Source organism: Luteolibacter luteus (assembly GCF_012913485.1).
Lineage (GTDB): Bacteria > Verrucomicrobiota > Verrucomicrobiia > Verrucomicrobiales > Akkermansiaceae > Haloferula > Haloferula lutea.
Window position 1 is genome coordinate 48,527 of record NZ_CP051774.1, and the last position, 17,008, is coordinate 65,534.

The following is a 17,008-nucleotide window of genomic DNA, read 5'->3' on the forward strand; positions in this document are numbered from 1 at the left end:
CTTATTTCGGAACCAACCAAACAATTTAAGAAACCCGAGCTATCTTTGGCAGGGCATCATCAATTCTCAGCTATTTTCCGGGAAATTTTCAGGGTCCTCGCGGGGCCTTTCTCAGAAAAACTCCGAGGCCGGGAAGGAGAGGGCCCCATTTTTCCTCAATTCGTTAGAAATCAACGGTTAGCAAACCAAACAGATAGATTGCAAAATCATATGGAAAAGGATGCCCGCGATACCCTAACCGATCGCGTAGGGGGGCGTGGCATGCGTAGTGCTACTTATAAGGGGAATCCTCTCCACCTCCCTTCTTCTAACGCTTCAGGGGGCCAATCCCCCGAAGTTCACCGGTGATCTGGAAAGTCCGCAAACGGTGCAAAATCGGACAGAAAATTCCCCCGGTGTCTCAAATTTTATTGCCACCTTCGACCGCGTTCCTGTAGTTCAAAACTCATCAATCGGTTTTCTCACCCTCCGGTTGACTTAAGACACCCTTCGCCTCCCCGGCGAATTCCCCCCACCCCCCATGATACAGCAAGCTGCCTTTGCAGGCATGTGCTCAATGCACTTGCCCTATCTCCATCCCCTAGCGGGGGACGAGCATCCTGATCCTGGGATGCTACCGGATAGAGCCGAGGCGCGCCCGCTGTAATCCTCCCACCCCCAAGTTCCCCCACCCACTTCTCCCCCACCCGGACATGTTCCCCCTCCCTTCGAGACTGCTGCTGCTTTCTTGCGCCCTGATTTCCGCTCCCTGCTGCGCCCTCGCCCAGGATCTGGAAACGCCTGCCTTGCCACCGGAGACCGGGAGCCTCCCGGAGCCAGTCACCGGAGATGTGGGAGCCACCGCAGCGCTGGCCCCTGATGCCACGAGCGTCCCGGCGGTCTACATCGAGCCGGTGTCCCAAGATCCGATGCTGCCCGCCGATGAGGCACCGATCGCGGAAGCTCCCGCGACGCCCGAGGAGCCGGTGAGACAGCAGTTGCAAGCCCCGGCCGTGACGGCCCCGAGCGGCTTCACCAATCCGGTGAGTCCCTTCGCTTCCAGCGCTCTCGGCAGCGGCTTGGAGGATGTGGCACGGCGCTTCCACCTCGGCCTTTCGAGCGCGCTTACTTACGATTCGAATTTCTTCCAGACCTCCTCCAACGAGGATGACGAGGTCACCTTCGTGATCTCGCCGACCTTCAGTTTCCAGACTCAAGGAGCGGCCTTCCAGTTCATCGGCCAAGCGGCGCTGAACTATAACACCTACTTCGAGAACTCCGACAACAACGGCCTCGGTTACAACCTCTCGCTGGAAGGTAACTACGACGGTGGCGGACCGCTTTCCGCGCATGCCTCGATCTCCAGCTCCAAGGAGCAGGGGGTGAACCGCTACTACGGCAGCGCCTTCGTGGAGACCATGAATTTCAACACCTCGCTCGGCGCGTCTTACCGCATCAGCCAGAAGACCTCGATCGATGGCCGCTTCGGCTACTCATGGACGGATCCGGATGAGGCCGGCCTGAGCCAAACCGAGAACACCAGCTTCGACCTCTCCGCGATGTGGCAGGCGACGCCGCTGCTCCGGATCGGCCCGGGTGTTTCCTGGAGCCTGGCAGAAGGCTCGAACCAGGACGACCGCGAAACCATCGGTCCCATCCTGCGGGCGCAGTACAAGCTGAGCAACCGCATCGCGCTGGACGGCACGGTGGGACTCGACTTCGCGGACTACGGCGGCGGCGGGGATTCGGATACGGATTTCAACTGCTCGCTGGGAGTCGCCTACCGCTGGTCGGAGCTCTGGGGCATGAGCCTGCGCCTCTACCACGGCACCTCTGCCGATGGCTCGAGGCTGGGCACCGCTACCGGTTCCTTCCGGGAAACGACATCGATCGGCCTCGGCTACCACCGCCAGGTGATGCGCGCCCTCTGGGACGTGAGCCTGAACTACTCGATGGACGATTCCAGCAACCCGAACGGCCTGCTGGCACCGGGTGACAGCGATTACTTCACCTTCCGCACCTCCTTGGGCATGCCGATCTTCGCGAACCGCGCCAACGCCTCCGTCTTCTACTCGTGGATGGATGAGTCCGGTGGCCTGCGGGGCGATTGGAACGGCCACCAGGTAGGCTTCCAGATTTCCACGGGCTTCTGATCTCCCTCACCAAGCCCTCTTCCTGAACCGAACCAACCAACGGGTCACGACCATGAGAAACTTGTACCAGCTTGCAGCCTCTTTGATCGCCCTTGTCACCACGGGCCTCGCCGCGCCATCCGACGCGACGCTGAAGGTGAACGATACCATCCGCGTGGAGGTCTTCAACGAGACCGACCTGAATGCGGTGACCAAGATCCTGAAGTCCGGCGAAGTCGTGCTGCAATTCATCGGGCCGGTGAAGATCGCCGGGCTGACGGTGGCGGAAGCGAACGAGAAGATCCGCGGTCTCTACGACAAGGATTACCTGGTCGACCCGAAGCTGACGCTGACGGTGGAAGCCTACTCGCAGGATATGATCTCGGTGACCGGTGCGGTGACCGGTGGCGGACAATTTCCCTATCCCCAGAATGCGAAGCTGGACCTGGCCTCCGCACTGGCGATGGCCGGTGGCACGACCCGTTATGCCGATCCAAAGGGCGTGACGGTAACGCGCGTCGACGGCGGCAGCTCCACCTACCCGATCAGCGGTGCCTCCACCGTGCAGATCCAGCCGGGCGACCAGATCACCGTGCGCCGCAGCAACTACGCGGACAAGGTGGCATACGTCTTCGGCCAGGTGCGCAAGCCGGGCCCGGTGGCCTTCCCGCCGGATGGCCGCCTGACACTGCTCGATGCGATCGCGCAGGCCGGCAACTACACCGAACTCGGCAATGCGAAGGCGGTGAAGATCAATCGCAACGGCAAAGTCACCGAGGTCAATCTCCGGGAGATGACCGAAAAGGGCAGCGAGCACTACATGCTGCAGCCCGAGGACAAGATCACCGTCCCCGACCGCATCTGGTAAGTTCCCACCACCCTCCAGAGCTTTTCTCCCCCCTCTTCACCCACTCTCCCACTTCCCACCCCCATGGCCAATTATCACGCCCCAAAGTCAGCTCACGACGATGGTGATCAGGATTCGGCAGGCTACGATGCCAAGGCACAAGGCTCCCGCGGCATCAAGCAGGCGATGCGCGATGTCCTCTCCCGCTGGTACTGGATCGTGCTCTTCCTGATCCTGGGAGTACTCGGCTCGCACTACTACCTTTCGAAGAAGCCGAAGGTGTACACCGCCACCTGCACGCTGCTGGTGAAGCATACCGTGGCGTCCGTGCTTTCGCGCGGCCAGGCGGAAGAGGTGAACATGTCCGGCTCCGAAGGCATGAACACGGTGGCCGAGCAGATCCGCACCTTCGAGGTGATGCAGATGGTCGCAGGCGATGACCAGCTGCGCTCGATGCCGGGACTGGTGCCCGCGCCGGTGAACTGGATGCCGGACTGGCTGGACAAGAAGCTGGGCAACAATTCCGAGGAGGAAGTCAGCAAGGAGCCGCCGGCTCCCGCGCTGCTGGCCGGCATGATCGGCAGTTGGACCCGTGTCTCGACCCGCCGCTACACGCGCTTGCTCGACATCTCCGTGACCCACCCGAACCCGGAAGTCGCGAAGGAAGTGGCGAACAAGATCGCGGACTACTATTTCCGTGTCGTCAGCAAGGCCAGTCGTGATGGCCGTGGCGGTTCGATGGACCTGCTCACCGTGAAATCCGGCGAAGCCCAGACGCAGGAGCAAAAGGACTCCGCGGTGCTGGCGACCTACCAGCGCTCCCTGGAGCTCCATGCGGAGCTCGACAAGCGCGAGACCGAACTCGACCGGGTGGCGCTGCGCTATCGCGACAAGCACCCGAAGAAGGTTGAGGCGGTGGCGCTGATGGAAGACGCCAAGGAGCGCTTCCTGAAGGACTTCAAGGCGGTCCTCACGCAGAAGCAGGATGAGGAATACTGGAAGGGCGTCGGCCTGCCGGATGATGCGGCCAATCCCGGAGACTATCTGGTGATGGCGCGGCAGAAGCTTCTCGCCCGGGTGGGCAAGCTGGACGGCGACATCGCTCGGGCGAAGAAGATCGTCGACACGATGGAGACGAAGAAGAAGGACCTCGAGCTCGACCAGAATGCCCAGAACGTGATCGTGGAGCCGAGCAGCTTCGCCCGTGTGCCCGGCCCGCCATCCGGCCCGGACCGCCAGAAGATCCAGACCTCCGGAGCGATGGGCGGCCTGATGCTGGGCGTCGGCCTGGCGCTGCTGCTGGGCAGGCTGGACAACCGCTACCACACGGTGGCGCAGGTCTCCGCGGAAACGGGAGCGCCGGTGCTGGCAGCGATCTCCGAGATCAAGCCGGGCGATCTGAAGCGTGCCGAGCGCGATCAGAAGAGACGCAATGGCGGCACCCTGCAGGACGGCCCCGAAGAGTGGAACAAGATGCTGCTTTTCCGCCCCGGCGCGGCGAATACGACCTATGCAGAAATGTTCCGCGTGCTGCGTGCATCGGTCTCCCTGCTGGGCGATGAGACGAAGCGGAAGGTGACGCTTTTCACCAGCGCGCTGCCGGGTGAAGGCAAGTCCTCGATCTCCACGAACTTCGCACTCGCCGCGGCGAGCCAGGGCAAGCGCACGCTGCTCATCGACTTCGACCTGCGCAAGCCGTCGCTGCACCGCTTGCTCGGCAGCGACCGGAATCCACCGGGCGGCGGCCTGACCGACTTCCTCGCGAATCAGGCACCGCTGCATGAGGTGGCGGTCCCGGTGCCGGGCACGACGCACCTGCACCTGGTGGCCTCCGGCAACCGCGCGCCGAATCCCGGCGAGCTGATGGATGCGGTGAAGATCCGCGAGCTGCTGATCCTGGCCTGCCGCCACTTCGACGTGGTGGTGCTGGACACCGCACCGCTACTGTCCGTGCCGGACACGCGCATCCTCCTGCCGCTGGTGAACAATGCCTGCCTGGTGGTGCGTGCGGAGTATACCCGCAAGAAAGCCTTCGAACGCGCGCTCTCCATCTTCGATGAAGATCGTAGCTCGCTCAGCGGCGTGGTGGTGAATGCCTACCGCGAGAAGCGCCGCCTGATGGGCGAAAACTTTTCCTACGGCTACTACGGTAGCGACGGCTCAGGAGGCTATGGCGCCTACGGTGCCTATGGCCACGACGACGACGACGGCGACAAGCCGAAGAAGAAGACCCGCAAGGTCCGGAGCGCCTGAGCACCTCTACATAGCCCCCGGAGTCCCACCCCTTTCCAGCAATCACGCAAGAACCACGTCCCACCCCCTGTTCATAATCCGCTGAACAACGGAAGCAGACAGAACCTACCTGACCTCATGCCCACTCAATGTCACAAGCAAGCCGACAATGAAGCGAGCGAAGCCTTGGCATCTTATTTCTGCCGAATGGCGGACACCATCGGTGTCCCTCGCTCCGTGGCCCTCATTTACCATATCCTCTATCTTTCGAAGGAGCCGATGAGCTTTTCCGAAGTGGTCGAGCGCTCCGGCTGCAGCAAGGCCAGCGCTTCCACCGGACTGAAGCTGCTGGAGCGGATCCGCGGGGTGGAAGTGGTGATCCTTCCGGATGACCGCCGCACTTTCTACCGCCCGGAACTCTCGCTCCGCCGCCTGGTCACCGGCTTCATCCAGGAGAACTTCGTGAGCGGCGTGGAAGCCGGCCAGCGGATCCTGGACTCCCCGACGACGGTGCCGGAGTCCGAGCTTTCCCCGCTGCTTGCCGAGCGTCTGGAAAGCCTGCGCAACTGGCACCAGACCCTGCAGGCCGTGATTCCCACGGCTGCCCTTGAGCGCTCGCGCAATTGAAGGAAGGCGACACCCCGCCTTTTCCGGTCCTGTTCACCCCACCCCGATCCGAGTTCCGCTCACCCGGCCTCTGATCCGTCCCTCCCACCCCCAGGCCTTTGATTCAGGTTTTTCCGGAGTTCTCCGGAAATCGACCAAGGGCGGCAGCTTGAATACTTGAAACCGGGCGTCGTCGCACGCTCTCCCCCCCATTCCCTTTCCTGATGCAAACGATCCTCGAACCCGGTCGCGCCGAGAAGAACTACTGGCAAGACCTCTGGCACTACCGGGAACTCTTCCAAGTCCTGGCATGGCGCGACCTCTCGGTGCGCTACAAGCAAACCATCATCGGTGTGGCCTGGGCGCTGGTCCGGCCCTTCCTGACGATGATCATTTTCACGATCATCTTCGGCAAGGTGGCGAAGCTGCCCACGGAAGGGTCCGCGCCGTATGCGCTGATGGTCTTCGCCGGGATGCTGCCGTGGACCTTCTTTGCCACCGCGCTTTCAGATGCCTCGAATTCGCTGGTCTCGAATGCGAACCTGATCTCGAAGGTTTATTTCCCGCGGCTCATCGTCCCGACGGCGACGGTGGTGGTGGCGCTGGTGGATTTCCTCATCAGCTTCATCATCCTGGTGGGCATGATGATCTGGTACCGCTATCTGCCGGGCTGGCAGATCCTGCTGCTGCCGGGCTTCGTGCTGATGGCCTTCCTCGCCTCGCTGGGGCCGGGCCTGTGGATCACGGCGCTGAACGTGAAGTACCGCGACTTCCGCTACGTGATTCCTTTCATGGTGCAGTTCGGCCTCTACGTCTCCCCGGTGGGCTTCTCCAGCTCCGTGGTCCCGGAGAAGTGGCGCCTGCTCTACTCGCTGAACCCGATGGTGGGCGTGATCGATGGCTTCCGCTGGTGCGTGCTCGGCCGGGATGTCTCCTTCGACCCGCGGACCTTCGGCATCAGCATCGCTGTCACCGTCTTCTTCCTGTGGCTGGGCATCCGCCAATTCCGCCGCATGGAAAAATCCTTCGCCGACCTGGTCTAACAACCACACCGCCCCACGGCCCAAGGCTCCCTTTCCCCTTCCCCTTTTCCCCGCATGTCAAACGACGTCGTTATCTCCGTCGACAAGCTCTCGAAGCGCTACCTGGTAGGTCATGAAGGCCCGCAGGAACGCTATCACTCCCTGCGCGACAGCCTGGTGCGCCACGGCCGGAACTTCGCCCGCAAGACCCTGGACATGGCCCGCGGCCGCCAGATCGTGCAGGGCGACGAGGTCGAGGAATTCTGGGCGCTGAAGGATGTCTCCTTCGAAGTGAAGCGCGGTGAAGTGCTCGGCATCATCGGCCGCAACGGTGCCGGCAAGTCCACGCTGTTGAAGATCCTCTCCCGCATCACCGAGCCCAGCGCCGGACGCGTGGTGCTGGATGGCCGCGTGGCCTCGCTGCTGGAAGTCGGCACCGGCTTCCACCCGGAACTGACCGGCCGTGAAAACGTCTTCCTGAATGGTGCCATCCTCGGCATGAGCAAGGCGGAGATCCGCCGCAAGTTCGATGAGATCGTGGATTTCTCCGGCGTGGAGAAATTCCTCGATACACCGGTGAAGCGCTACTCCTCCGGGATGTATGTCCGCCTCGCCTTCGCCGTGGCCGCACACTTGGAACCGGAAATCCTGATCGTGGACGAGGTGCTGGCCGTGGGTGACCAGGAGTTCCAGAAGAAGTGCCTGGGCAAGATGCAGGATGTGGCGACCGCGGGCCGGACCGTGCTCCTCGTCTCGCACAACATGGCATCCGTGCAGTCGCTCAGCACCAGCTGCTGCCTTCTGGAAAGAGGTCACTTGCAGCGCTTCGACGATCCGCAGGACGCCATCGACCGGTATAACCAGTCCTATGGTGCGGGATCCGGCAGTCCCAAGTATTCCTATCCGGTAAAGAGCATCCAGATGAATGATGCGGCGACCGGCGTCGCGGGCGATACGATCCCGATCGGGGAGACCGCGAACTTCCTCATCGAGCTCACCGAGGAGTTCGACTGCGAGCATTTCGATCTCGTGCTCGCCTTCAAGCATCCCCAGCGGGAGCGCGTCATGTCCGCATCCACCCATCACGTGGGCCTGAAGTTTTCCACCACCAAGGGCCGCAGCTACAACTGCCGGATCCAGAACCTCCGGCTTTTGCCCGGGGAATACATGGTGGAAGTGATCGTGCGCAGCCCGAGCGCGACCTTGGCTTCGAGCGTGTTTCCCTTCCGCGTCACGGACCAGGACATCTACTCCTCCGGCGTGGTGCCGAATGCGAACTTCGGCATCTTCGCGCCCGAGCAGGCCTGGTCCATGATCACCCCAACCGCGCGCCAAAATTGAACCACTTTGCCGTCAGGGAGAATCACCGGACCGATAACCTCGGCGACCGGCTGATCACCAGCAACATGGTTTCGACCCTGGCGCGTTACGGCCAGGTGCGCGCATGGAATCCTGCCCTGTTCCTGGACCGGCTCGAAGAGTATCGCCCTTTCGTTCATAGCTCCCGGAACAAGCGGATCCTCGCCGCGCTTTCCGGAAAGGGACATTACCTGATCGATGCGCCGGGCGGATTCGGCGAAGTTCAGCCCGCGGCAACTGCAGCCGGCAAGCGTGGCAGACAGCTCACGGATTCCATCAAGCGCCTCATCTTGCCCAGAAAGATCGCGCTTGGTTTCTCGATCACGATCAAGCCGGATGATCCGCGCTATGACGACTACGATTGCATCGGAGTCCGGGACCACAAATCGCTGGCGAGCCTCAAATCCCGCCACCTCGGAAAAGCACTCTATTTCCCTGATTGGGCATTCTTCTCCCCGCTGACCGCGGCCTCGGGAGAACGCACCAAAGGACTGGCGCTTTCGTTCCGGCAATACAATCCCGATCACAAGTCCGACCTCTCCGCGGATGAGCTGACACCCGTGATCGAGACGCTGGCCCAGCACTTCGGCAGGCCCGCCTTCTTCCATCAGGTCGATGAAGACGAAGCTTTCGTCGCCTCCCTTTCCGCCGGGCTGAGCCTTCCGCATGACCGCTCTTCCCGGCCGCTGGGTCCGGATTCCTATGAGGAGTTCTATCGGAATACCCGCGTGGTCGCGAGCAATCGCCTGCACTGCCTGCTCTTCGCCGCGGTCAACGGAGCCCTTCCGATCGCCTTGGTGAGCGAGGGCCACGCCAAGATCACGTCCCTTTTCGAGACCCTGAAGTGGACCGACCTGATCGTCCCGGTCGGTCCCGATTCCGCTTCCTCGATTGCGAAGATCGTAGCCCGCCGTGAAGAACTCGCCGGGATGGTTGCACGGACCTGCAACGAGCAACGCAGCTTGGGTGAATCGATCCTGACCTCGAAGTTCGGAACGCCCATCCGCCCGTGAGCACTGTTTCGATCATCATACCGGCTCGCAACCGGCATGACCTTGTCCGCGCCACGGTCGCGTCGGCATTGGCGCAGGATCACGCCGGCACCGAGGTGATCCTGGTGGACAACGGATCCACTCCCGCGCTGCACAAACAAGATTTCGCCGAGTTCGCCGCGCTGCCCGCCTTCGCCGGATTCCAGGTGCTTGCATGCCCTTCGGGAAATGCCAACGCCGCCAGGAACTTCGGCTATGACCATAGCAACGGCGAGTTCGTACTCTTCCTGGATTCCGATGACCTGCTTGCTGAAAGCTGCGTGCGCCTGCGGCTCGAAGAGTTCGGCAAGCATGAGGGGATCGACGCCATCATCGGCCGCTGTGAATACTTCGGGGAAACCCCCGGCGACATGGCCGGGAAATACTGGGGCAAGTGGGACGACCGCTTCACCGACATGGAGAGCTTCCTCGGCGTCACTTCCGACAACTGGCAGACAGCCGGTCCGCTGTGGAGGCGCTCATTCATGGAGGCGAGCTCCCTCCGCTGGGATGAATCCATCAACAAGGGCCAGGACTGGGAGTTTCATGTCCGCGCCTTGTCCAAGGGGCTGCGCTACGTGAAGGTTCCGCTCCTGGATCACTTCTGGCGCTGTGATCCCACCGGCACGCAGATGAGCAGCCCGAAGAGCCAGCTGCTTTCCCTTTCCCGGGGCCAGCTTCTCCGGACCCTTGAATGCATGTTCACCCACGCGATCCGCTCCGGGTATGTCTCCACGGATGCCCTGCGCAAGCGCCTGCGTCAGCGCGGCATGCAGGCCCTCTTTCTCCGGACTGTCCGGGATTCCAGATCGGCCGGCCTGCCGTGGAATGAATGCCTTCATCATTTCCGCACGAACCACGGCCTCGGGGTCATCAATTTCGCCAAGACCTTGGAAGCCCTGGCCTATCTGGGAGCATGGAAGGCTCCCGGCTTGGGACAGAGAATCGCCAAGTCCCTCTTTCACCGCCGCTTCAATCACCTGCTGCATGTAACGCTGGAAGATTGATCTTCCGACCCCGCAGCCACGCGCCATCCCCCCGCGATCCCGGCACGATCTGATGTCCGGGATCATGAGATTCCCCCCCGACCTTTCTTTAGCCGCATGCGCCTCGCCTTGATCAGCTTTGAATTTCCTCCGGCCGTCGCCATCGGTGGCATCGGTGCGTATGCTTGGCAAGCCGCCATCATGATGAAGGCGGCCGGCTGGGATGTGGAAGTCTTTGCGGCGGGAAGCCCGGGCCGTGAGCCGGCAGAAGATCATGGCATCAAGGTTCACCGCTTTCCCACCGAGAACCGCATCGACTTCAAGAACCTCATCGTAGACACCTTCATCCAGCGCCATCGGGCGAAAGCCTTTGACGTGTTGGAAAGCCCGGAGATCGGAGCGGAAGGCTCGGCGATCGCGGCGGCATGCCCGGAACTGCCGGTCGTGGTGAAGCTTCACACGCCCACCTATCTGGTCAGCAAGGTGGGCTACGAACCGCCCTCGCTGCTGCAGAAGACAAGGTTCTCTCTGGGTGCCTTGGCACGCGGGAGATTCGCCGTGCTCAGCAAGCCCGCCTACCAGCCCGAGCAAGATCCGGAGCGGAAATTCGCACTCGCTGCGGATGAGATCGCGGCACCCAGCCAGGCGATTGGCGAGACCCTCGTGGAAGACTGGTCGCTGGATCGCGGAAAGGTTTCCTGTTTCCCGCTGCCCTTCTGTCCGGACCCGGAGCTTCTGAATCTGCCAATCCCGGGAAACGTCACGACCGTCGGCTTCCTGGGCCGGCTGGAGGCGCGCAAGGGAGTGGTGGAACTGGCGAAGGCGATTCCCGCCATCCTCAAACGCCGTCCCGACCTGCGCTTCCGCTTCATCGGTCCCTCATGGCCTTTCCGGGGAAGTGACATGGAGAGCTACATCCGCGGCGTGTGCCGGAAGCATCTGGACCAGCTCGAATTCACCGGCCCGGTCGCGAGACCGAAGATCCCGGAGCAGATCCGCTCCTGCGATATCGTGGTGCTGCCGAGCCGGTGGGAGAACTTCCCCTTCGCCTGCTGGGAGATGATGGCGGCAGGAAGAGCGGTCATCGCCTCGAATGCCGGCGGGATGCGGGATGTCATCGAAGACAAGGTCTCCGGCCTCCTGATCCCGCCTCACGATCCCCAGGCGATCATGGAAGCCGTGCTCTGGCTCTGCGAAGACAAGGAACGCGTGTCCAGGCTCGGCACCGCTGCCCGGGCCCGGGTCCTTGATCTTCTCAATCCCGAGCGGGTCCTCCTGCAGCAGACGGCGAGCTACCATCGCGCGATCGCGAGAAGATCGAAGAAGGTCGCCTGCGCCTGACTAGGGCATCTTCCGTTCACCCGCATGATCCTGAATCTCCAGATCCTCCGTGCGATCGCAGCCGTGCTGGTGATCCTCGCGCACCTCAAGTTCGTCCTGCCGGCCGCGGCGGGTCAACTGCCGGAGCTCTTGCACGGTGCCGGCCTGAGTTGTGGCGTGGACCTCTTCTTCGTGCTCAGCGGCTTCGTGATCGCGCACACCGCGCTCAAGTCCGATCCGGGATGGAAGCAATTCCTTACCAACCGGATCATCCGGGTGATGCCGCTCTACTGGCTGGCTACGCTGCCCTTCCTGATCCCGGCGGTGACCAAGGCGGTGGCGAAGGGAGACCTACCCTTCCGCACCATCTGGAACAGCATCTTCCTGGTGCCGGTCCTCGACAAGCTGGGGATCAATGATCCTGCACACCCCTTCGGATGGACACTGAGCTTCGAGATGTGGTTCTACGTGCTCTTCAGCCTCCTGCTCGTCGCCCTTCCCGCGCGGAAGGTCCCGTGGGCCTTGATCGCGATCTTCGCCGTGAGCGCGCCCCTGCCCTTCCTGTGGAAGCTCAGTTGGAAGTTTCCTTACTTCGCCTTTCATCCCATGTGCTGGGAATTCGCGATGGGCTGCGGGGCCTACCTGCTGACGCGCAAGGCGAGGCTCGGCCCGAAGACCGCACTGGCGATGCTCGTGCTGGGGACGGGACTGCTTCTCTCCACCGCGCTCCTCTTCGAATACCTGGGCTGGCACAATAGCATCCGCATGGTGCCGGTGCTCTCCGCCCAGCGAGCCCTCTTCTGGGGCGTGCCTGCCTTCCTGATCGTGGTCTCCTGCGTCTGGTGCGAACCGCTTCTTCCGAAGCGGAATCCGGTGGTGCGATTGCTGGTGGAACTGGGCGCCGCGTCCTACGCCATCTATCTGGTCCAGCCTCTGGTCTTCAGGTTCCTCCGTACCATGTCCGCGCCCCTCGGTTCGGTTCACTGGCTCGCAGGTGCCGTGGCCTGCACCCTCCTCTGTTGTGCGGCTGGCTGGGTGGTCCACCGCCTTGTCGAGCTTCCCCTGACGGCATGGCTGCGCTCGACCGTGCGTCGCCGTGAAGCAGCGGTCCAAGCCACCGCCTGAACAAGAAACACCCCATCCCACCTCCCTCCCCTGTATGAGCAAGTGTGAAGTCATCTGGTTCCGGAATAGCCACGACCACTCGGTCCACTATTTCAAGCTGGGCCTGATGCGGCTGGCCCGGCAGGGCGAGATCCGCTTCCGCGAGATGCGGAACGAGGAGGCCGGAGAGCTGCTCCCGGCGAAGCTCCGCGAGCACAAGCACCGCCGCACCGCCACGCTCAGCATCCGTGAAGGGAACGGGAAACCGCGCATCGTGGTACTCGATGGAGAGGACTCGATCTTCCAGCTTTCCCCGCTCATCGAGTCTTGCGACCGCTACTTCTCCTGCACCTACCGCCGCCGCTTTTTCGAGGGAGAAGACTTCGACCTCGCGCTTCCCTGGCAAACGGAGGACGAGCTTTCCCACTACCGCGACCGTTACCGCAAGCTCCAGCAGGACTACCGCGCGCACATGCCGAAAGCCCGGCCGCTGATGCCGATCGGCCCGGATCTCGAGTGGACCGGTCCTGTCGGCGGGCTGGAAAGGAAGCTCCAGTCGCTCCGCCACCGGATCTCGAAGCTGCGGGCTCCTTGGCTCGATTGGCAGCCGCAGCATGAGAGCTTCGAAAAACGCTGGAGCCACTTCGAGCGCCTGCGCGCGCTGCCGGTGGACTATGACGTCTCGCTGAAAGACAGCCTGTGGGGCTGGCCGCGCCACCGCACCGCCCTGCACCGGGAACTGGCCCGTCATGCGGACCGCTACCAGATCCGCACCGATCTGACTTTCCGGAACCCGCTTGACTTCGAACTCGGACAGCATCCCGCACCCGATCCGAAGGACTACCCGATGAAGAGCGGCGGCGGCGTGACCGGCAACTATGAGGAGCAGATCGCCCGCAGCCGGCTCGGTGTCTTCGCCACCGGCTTCCACTATGGATGCCGTAGCATCGTCACCCTGGCATGGCTGCTGGGAGTGCGGACCTTCTCCGATCCGCTTTCCTTCGAGAGCATCTACGATTTCGACGAACTCGGCGGCCTGAGCATCCACCGCAGCGGCGACTGGAGCGAACTGGCCCAAGAGTTGGAAACCGCGCGCAACGAAGCGCCCTCCGCACGACTCGAACGGCAAGCCACCTTCGACCGCATCGCCTCGCCGGAGCGCGCGGCCCGCTGGATCCTGGAGGAAACCCTGGCCGGGACCGTGTCCGGGCGGTCCGCCCATGCTGCCGCCCGCTGATCAATCAAGCTTCTGCCGTCTTCCTCTTTTCCGCTGTTTATGAAGCCCCTGCTAAGTTCACTCAAGACCACCCTGTATCGTCGTCCGAAGGACGAGATCCAGCGTATGCTGCGCTGGGGACCGCGCGCCTATCTCCTGTGCGACCAGTGGGCAAAGCAGATGGAGGACTCGGTCTCCCTCCTGACACCGCAGGACGAAGCGGGAAAAACCGGCAAGGAAGTCGAGATCTGGTTCCTCACTGGCCGGAACCACTGGTATCAAACCGCCTTCTGCGCGTGGACGCTTGCCAAGCATTCCAGACATCGGATCCGTCCCGTGATCCTCGATGATGGCACGCTTGAGGACAGCCAGATCTCCCAGATCCGACGGATCTTCCCGCAGACCGTGGTTCATCGGAAGACGGATTGCGATGCGAGGGTCGATGCCTTGCTGCCCAGGGAGGAATTCCCGAACATCCGCAGGTGGCGGGATCGCCAGTTGCTTTTCCGCAAGCTCACCGACATCCACGCGGGCTCGAGCGAGTGGAGGCTGTTCCTTGATTCCGACATGCTGTTCTTCGCTCCTCCGGTGGCGATCGACGATTATCTCGACAATCCCTCCGGCTGTATCGTTCAGGCAGACTGCTGGGAATCCTATGGATACTCCCGGACCCTGGTGGAGTCCCTGTGCGGCCACACCCTGCCAAAGGCGGCGAACATCGGGATCTTCTCGCTGAACGGAGATTCCATCCCGTGGAAAGAGGTGGACGGCTGGCTTGCCAAAATGGAAGAGGCGGAGGGGACGAGATACAATGTCACCCAATGTACGTCCGCGATGCTGATGAGCGGCCTCGATTACCAGATCCTGGACAAGGAAGACTACAAGGTCCATCCGGTCCGCCCGGGTCCGTCCCATACTCCCCGCATCCTGGAACACTACGTTTCCGACAGCAAACCGTGGTATCTCGGAAAAGCTTGGCGAACCACACTCTCCTGACGCGGGCTTCCCGCGACTCTCACGATACCCCCTCTCTCTCGATTTGCCATGATCACCGTAGTCATCCCGACCCATAATCCCAAGAGCGCGTTCCTGGAGCGGACTCTTGAAGCTCTGCGCGGGCAAACCATGCCGCCGGAGAAATGGGAGCTGCTGATTATCGACAACGCCAGCTCGACTCCCGTGGACTCTGCGCTGGTAGCCTGGCACCCTGCCGCACGGATCGTGCGGGAGATGGAGCTGGGTCTGACCCATGCACGGCTCCGCGCGATCCGTGAAGCACGGGGTGCGCTGATGGTCTGGGTGGACGATGACAACGTGCTGGATGCCAGCTACCTCGAAAGAGCGGCAGCAGCCTTCGAGAAATCCCCGCGTCTGGGCGCTGCCGGAGGACGCTCTATCCCCGAATACCAGGAGCCTCCGCCGAAGTGGTTCCGCCTCGGTCTCGCGCCCTGCGGTTGCAGGGACCTGGGCCCGGAAGCGCGGGTCGCCACCTGGGATGCAGCCAAGCCGGAGTATCCGGCCTGTGCCCCGATCGGTGCCGGGATGGTCATCCGCAAGGAAGCAATGGTCCCGTGGGCGGAGGCGGTCGTGGCCGATCCACGGCGCCAGGCTCTGGGCCGCAAGGGCAAGTCGCTGACCTCCGGCGAAGACAACGACATCAATCTCACCGTACTGCGGGGAGGCTGGGACTTGGGCTACCTTCCGGAGCTCAGCCTTACCCATCTGATCCCGGGCACCCGGCTGACCCTCGACTACGTCACGCGTATCGCCCGGGTGAGTTACCGGGATTTCGTCCGCGTGCTGGACATCCACGGCATCCGCCCATGGCCCCGGATCAGCCGCCTCACCATTCCCGTGCGAAGCTTCCGGGCCTGGCTCGCCTGCAAGGGCTGGCGCGGACCGGTAGAGAGGATCCGCTGGCAATCGGCGGTGGGGCAATTCGAGGGGCGCGCCCAGCTGGAGTAGACCTCCTGATCCACCGGCACCTTCAGAAATCCACCCGCGAGAATCATGGGGCTTCTAAGAATCACCCTGGCCATTGCCGTCGTCCTGGCCCATCTGCAACTCGGGAGATCCTACATGATTTCCGGAGGACAGTCGGTGAAGGTGTTCTTCATGATCAGCGGATTCTACATGGCGATGATCCTGAAACAGAAGTACGGGTTCCATCGCAGAGGACTCTCCGACTTCGCCAAAAACCGCTTCCTGCGCCTTTACCCGCTCTACCTCTTCATCTTCGCCGCGAGCATCATGTGGTACCAGATCTGCGTGGTGGCCACCGCAGGCGCAACGCCAGAACCGCTTCTCCTCGAGTTCAGCAAGGCGGTGCCGGTCCTGAACTCGGCGTGGGTATGGCTGGTGAATCTCGGGCTGGTCGGCACGGACATCCCGAGTCTCGCCCACTGGAATCCCCAGGAAGGCCTGCTCTGGTTCACCGAGCTAGCGCATGCGGAAGCCGATGGGATCGCCTGGATGGGTTCCGCGGTCTTGGTGGGACAATCATGGTCGATCGGTGCGGAGATCTGGTTCTACATCGTTTCACCCTTGTTCGTCTTCCTGCCACGCCTCTGGCTCAAGATCGCCGTCTGGGCCGCCTTGGGCTATCTGACCTTCCACATGCAGGAAAACCATCCCCGCGTTTCCCATTTCTTCTGGCCCGGGCTCTTCAGCTATTTTGCCACCGGTGCCTTGCTCTTCGAAGTCTACTTGGCCTTGAGCTTGGGAGAACGTTCTGCACGATGGGGCACCGCGGTGCGATCCCTGATCCACGCCTCCCCGCTCATCTGGGTTCTCGCCCTTCCCCTCGCCGGCGTCTCGCTGCCAAGCTGGGGAGAATATCTGGTCGCCGCGCTGACGATCCCCTTTCTCTTTGCCGCCACGCAGAGGAACCGCGTGGACCGGGCCGTGGGAGAGCTTTCCTACGGGATCTATCTGAACCACATGCTGGTGATCTCGGTCGCCGCGGTGCTCTTCAAGAAGGCGGACCTGCCGGACTTCTCCTTTGTCCCCTTCGTGGTCGTGGCCAGCCTCGTCTTCGCTTGGGCTACCTACCGGCTCATCGAAAAGCCGATCGAGCGGCTTCGCAGCCGAATCGCGGCCAAGGCCACCAAGCCTGCGATTCAGGGATCCCTCGGAAGCATCTAGCCGCGAGCCCCCACCCCGCGTCTTCCCACT

The 17,008-nt window shown here is 62.5% G+C and carries 14 protein-coding genes; all 14 read left to right on the forward strand.

The genetic code is table 11. From position 1 onward, the window contains the following. Positions 1–692: 692 nt before the first annotated feature. The 14 genes from HHL09_RS00210 to HHL09_RS00275 all read left to right on the forward strand — a co-directional run bounded on the left by HHL09_RS00210 (position 693) and on the right by HHL09_RS00275 (position 16,978). Entirely contained in the window at positions 693–2,132 is a 1,440-nt protein-coding gene (locus tag HHL09_RS00210; protein ID WP_169452492.1) for a hypothetical protein, read from the forward strand. Positions 2,133–2,184: 52 nt separating this feature from the next. Beyond that, a complete protein-coding gene (locus HHL09_RS00215; protein WP_169452493.1) occupies positions 2,185–2,979 on the forward strand; it encodes a polysaccharide biosynthesis/export family protein in 795 nt (264 codons plus the stop codon). A gap of 63 nt (positions 2,980–3,042) precedes the next feature. After that, positions 3,043–5,211, forward strand: coding sequence for a tyrosine-protein kinase domain-containing protein (locus HHL09_RS00220; protein ID WP_169452494.1), 2,169 nt, complete (start codon positions 3,043–3,045; stop codon positions 5,209–5,211). Positions 5,212–5,397: 186 nt separating this feature from the next. After that, on the forward strand, positions 5,398–5,817 hold the full coding sequence (locus tag HHL09_RS00225) for a GbsR/MarR family transcriptional regulator (RefSeq protein WP_169452495.1): 420 nt from the start codon (positions 5,398–5,400) through the stop codon (positions 5,815–5,817). Between the two features lie 203 nt (positions 5,818–6,020). Beyond that, positions 6,021–6,839, forward strand: coding sequence for an ABC transporter permease (locus HHL09_RS00230; RefSeq protein ID WP_169452496.1), 819 nt, complete (start codon positions 6,021–6,023; stop codon positions 6,837–6,839). A 54-nt stretch (positions 6,840–6,893) separates the two neighbouring features. After that, positions 6,894–8,159, forward strand: coding sequence for an ABC transporter ATP-binding protein (locus HHL09_RS00235; protein WP_169452497.1), 1,266 nt, complete (start codon positions 6,894–6,896; stop codon positions 8,157–8,159). Further along, positions 8,156–9,190 carry a polysaccharide pyruvyl transferase family protein gene (locus HHL09_RS00240; RefSeq protein WP_169452498.1) on the forward strand — a complete coding sequence of 345 codons (1,035 nt, stop codon included), beginning with the start codon at positions 8,156–8,158 and terminating at the stop codon, positions 9,188–9,190. Before HHL09_RS00235 ends, HHL09_RS00240 begins: the two co-directional genes overlap by 4 nt. Then, positions 9,187–10,215: a glycosyltransferase family 2 protein gene (locus tag HHL09_RS00245; RefSeq protein WP_169452499.1), complete on the forward strand. Its 1,029-nt coding sequence runs from the start codon at positions 9,187–9,189 to the stop codon at positions 10,213–10,215. The genes HHL09_RS00240 and HHL09_RS00245 overlap by 4 nt, the downstream gene beginning before the upstream one ends. A 96-nt stretch (positions 10,216–10,311) precedes the next feature. Continuing rightward, positions 10,312–11,535 (forward strand): glycosyltransferase family 4 protein, encoded by a 1,224-nt coding sequence (locus HHL09_RS00250; RefSeq protein ID WP_169452500.1) that lies wholly within the window; start codon positions 10,312–10,314, stop codon positions 11,533–11,535. Positions 11,536–11,559: 24 nt separating this feature from the next. Next, positions 11,560–12,639, forward strand: a complete 1,080-nt coding sequence (locus tag HHL09_RS00255) for an acyltransferase family protein (RefSeq protein WP_169452501.1) — start codon at positions 11,560–11,562, stop codon at positions 12,637–12,639. A gap of 34 nt (positions 12,640–12,673) precedes the next feature. Then, on the forward strand, positions 12,674–13,855 hold the full coding sequence (locus HHL09_RS00260; RefSeq protein WP_169452502.1) for a hypothetical protein: 1,182 nt from the start codon (positions 12,674–12,676) through the stop codon (positions 13,853–13,855). A 39-nt stretch (positions 13,856–13,894) separates the two neighbouring features. Next, the gene (locus tag HHL09_RS00265) at positions 13,895–14,830 is read left to right on the forward strand and encodes a glycosyl transferase (RefSeq protein ID WP_169452503.1); all 936 of its coding nucleotides are present in this window, start codon (positions 13,895–13,897) and stop codon (positions 14,828–14,830) included. Positions 14,831–14,878: 48 nt separating this feature from the next. Continuing rightward, on the forward strand, positions 14,879–15,799 hold the full coding sequence (locus tag HHL09_RS00270; RefSeq protein ID WP_169452504.1) for a glycosyltransferase: 921 nt from the start codon (positions 14,879–14,881) through the stop codon (positions 15,797–15,799). A gap of 45 nt (positions 15,800–15,844) precedes the next feature. Beyond that, positions 15,845–16,978, forward strand: coding sequence for an acyltransferase family protein (locus tag HHL09_RS00275; RefSeq protein WP_169452505.1), 1,134 nt, complete (start codon positions 15,845–15,847; stop codon positions 16,976–16,978). The last annotated feature ends 30 nt before the right edge of the window (positions 16,979–17,008 follow it).

Excerpts from the sequence above, each read along its gene's own strand:
- HHL09_RS00225 (WP_169452495.1), top strand. The coding sequence starts at position 5,398 with ATGGCGGACACCATCGGTGTCCCTCGCTCCGTGGCCCTCATTTACCAT.
- HHL09_RS00265 (WP_169452503.1), top strand. The coding sequence starts at position 13,895 with ATGAAGCCCCTGCTAAGTTCACTCAAGACCACCCTGTATCGTCGTCCG.
- HHL09_RS00270 (WP_169452504.1), top strand. The coding sequence starts at position 14,879 with ATGATCACCGTAGTCATCCCGACCCATAATCCCAAGAGCGCGTTCCTG.
- HHL09_RS00230 (WP_169452496.1), top strand. The coding sequence starts at position 6,021 with ATGCAAACGATCCTCGAACCCGGTCGCGCCGAGAAGAACTACTGGCAA.
- HHL09_RS00235 (WP_169452497.1), top strand. The coding sequence starts at position 6,894 with ATGTCAAACGACGTCGTTATCTCCGTCGACAAGCTCTCGAAGCGCTAC.
- HHL09_RS00275 (WP_169452505.1), top strand. The coding sequence starts at position 15,845 with ATGGGGCTTCTAAGAATCACCCTGGCCATTGCCGTCGTCCTGGCCCAT.
- HHL09_RS00250 (WP_169452500.1), top strand. The coding sequence starts at position 10,312 with ATGCGCCTCGCCTTGATCAGCTTTGAATTTCCTCCGGCCGTCGCCATC.
- HHL09_RS00260 (WP_169452502.1), top strand. The coding sequence starts at position 12,674 with ATGAGCAAGTGTGAAGTCATCTGGTTCCGGAATAGCCACGACCACTCG.
- HHL09_RS00215 (WP_169452493.1), top strand. The coding sequence starts at position 2,185 with ATGAGAAACTTGTACCAGCTTGCAGCCTCTTTGATCGCCCTTGTCACC.
- HHL09_RS00210 (WP_169452492.1), top strand. The coding sequence starts at position 693 with ATGTTCCCCCTCCCTTCGAGACTGCTGCTGCTTTCTTGCGCCCTGATT.
- HHL09_RS00255 (WP_169452501.1), top strand. The coding sequence starts at position 11,560 with ATGATCCTGAATCTCCAGATCCTCCGTGCGATCGCAGCCGTGCTGGTG.
- HHL09_RS00220 (WP_169452494.1), top strand. The coding sequence starts at position 3,043 with ATGGCCAATTATCACGCCCCAAAGTCAGCTCACGACGATGGTGATCAG.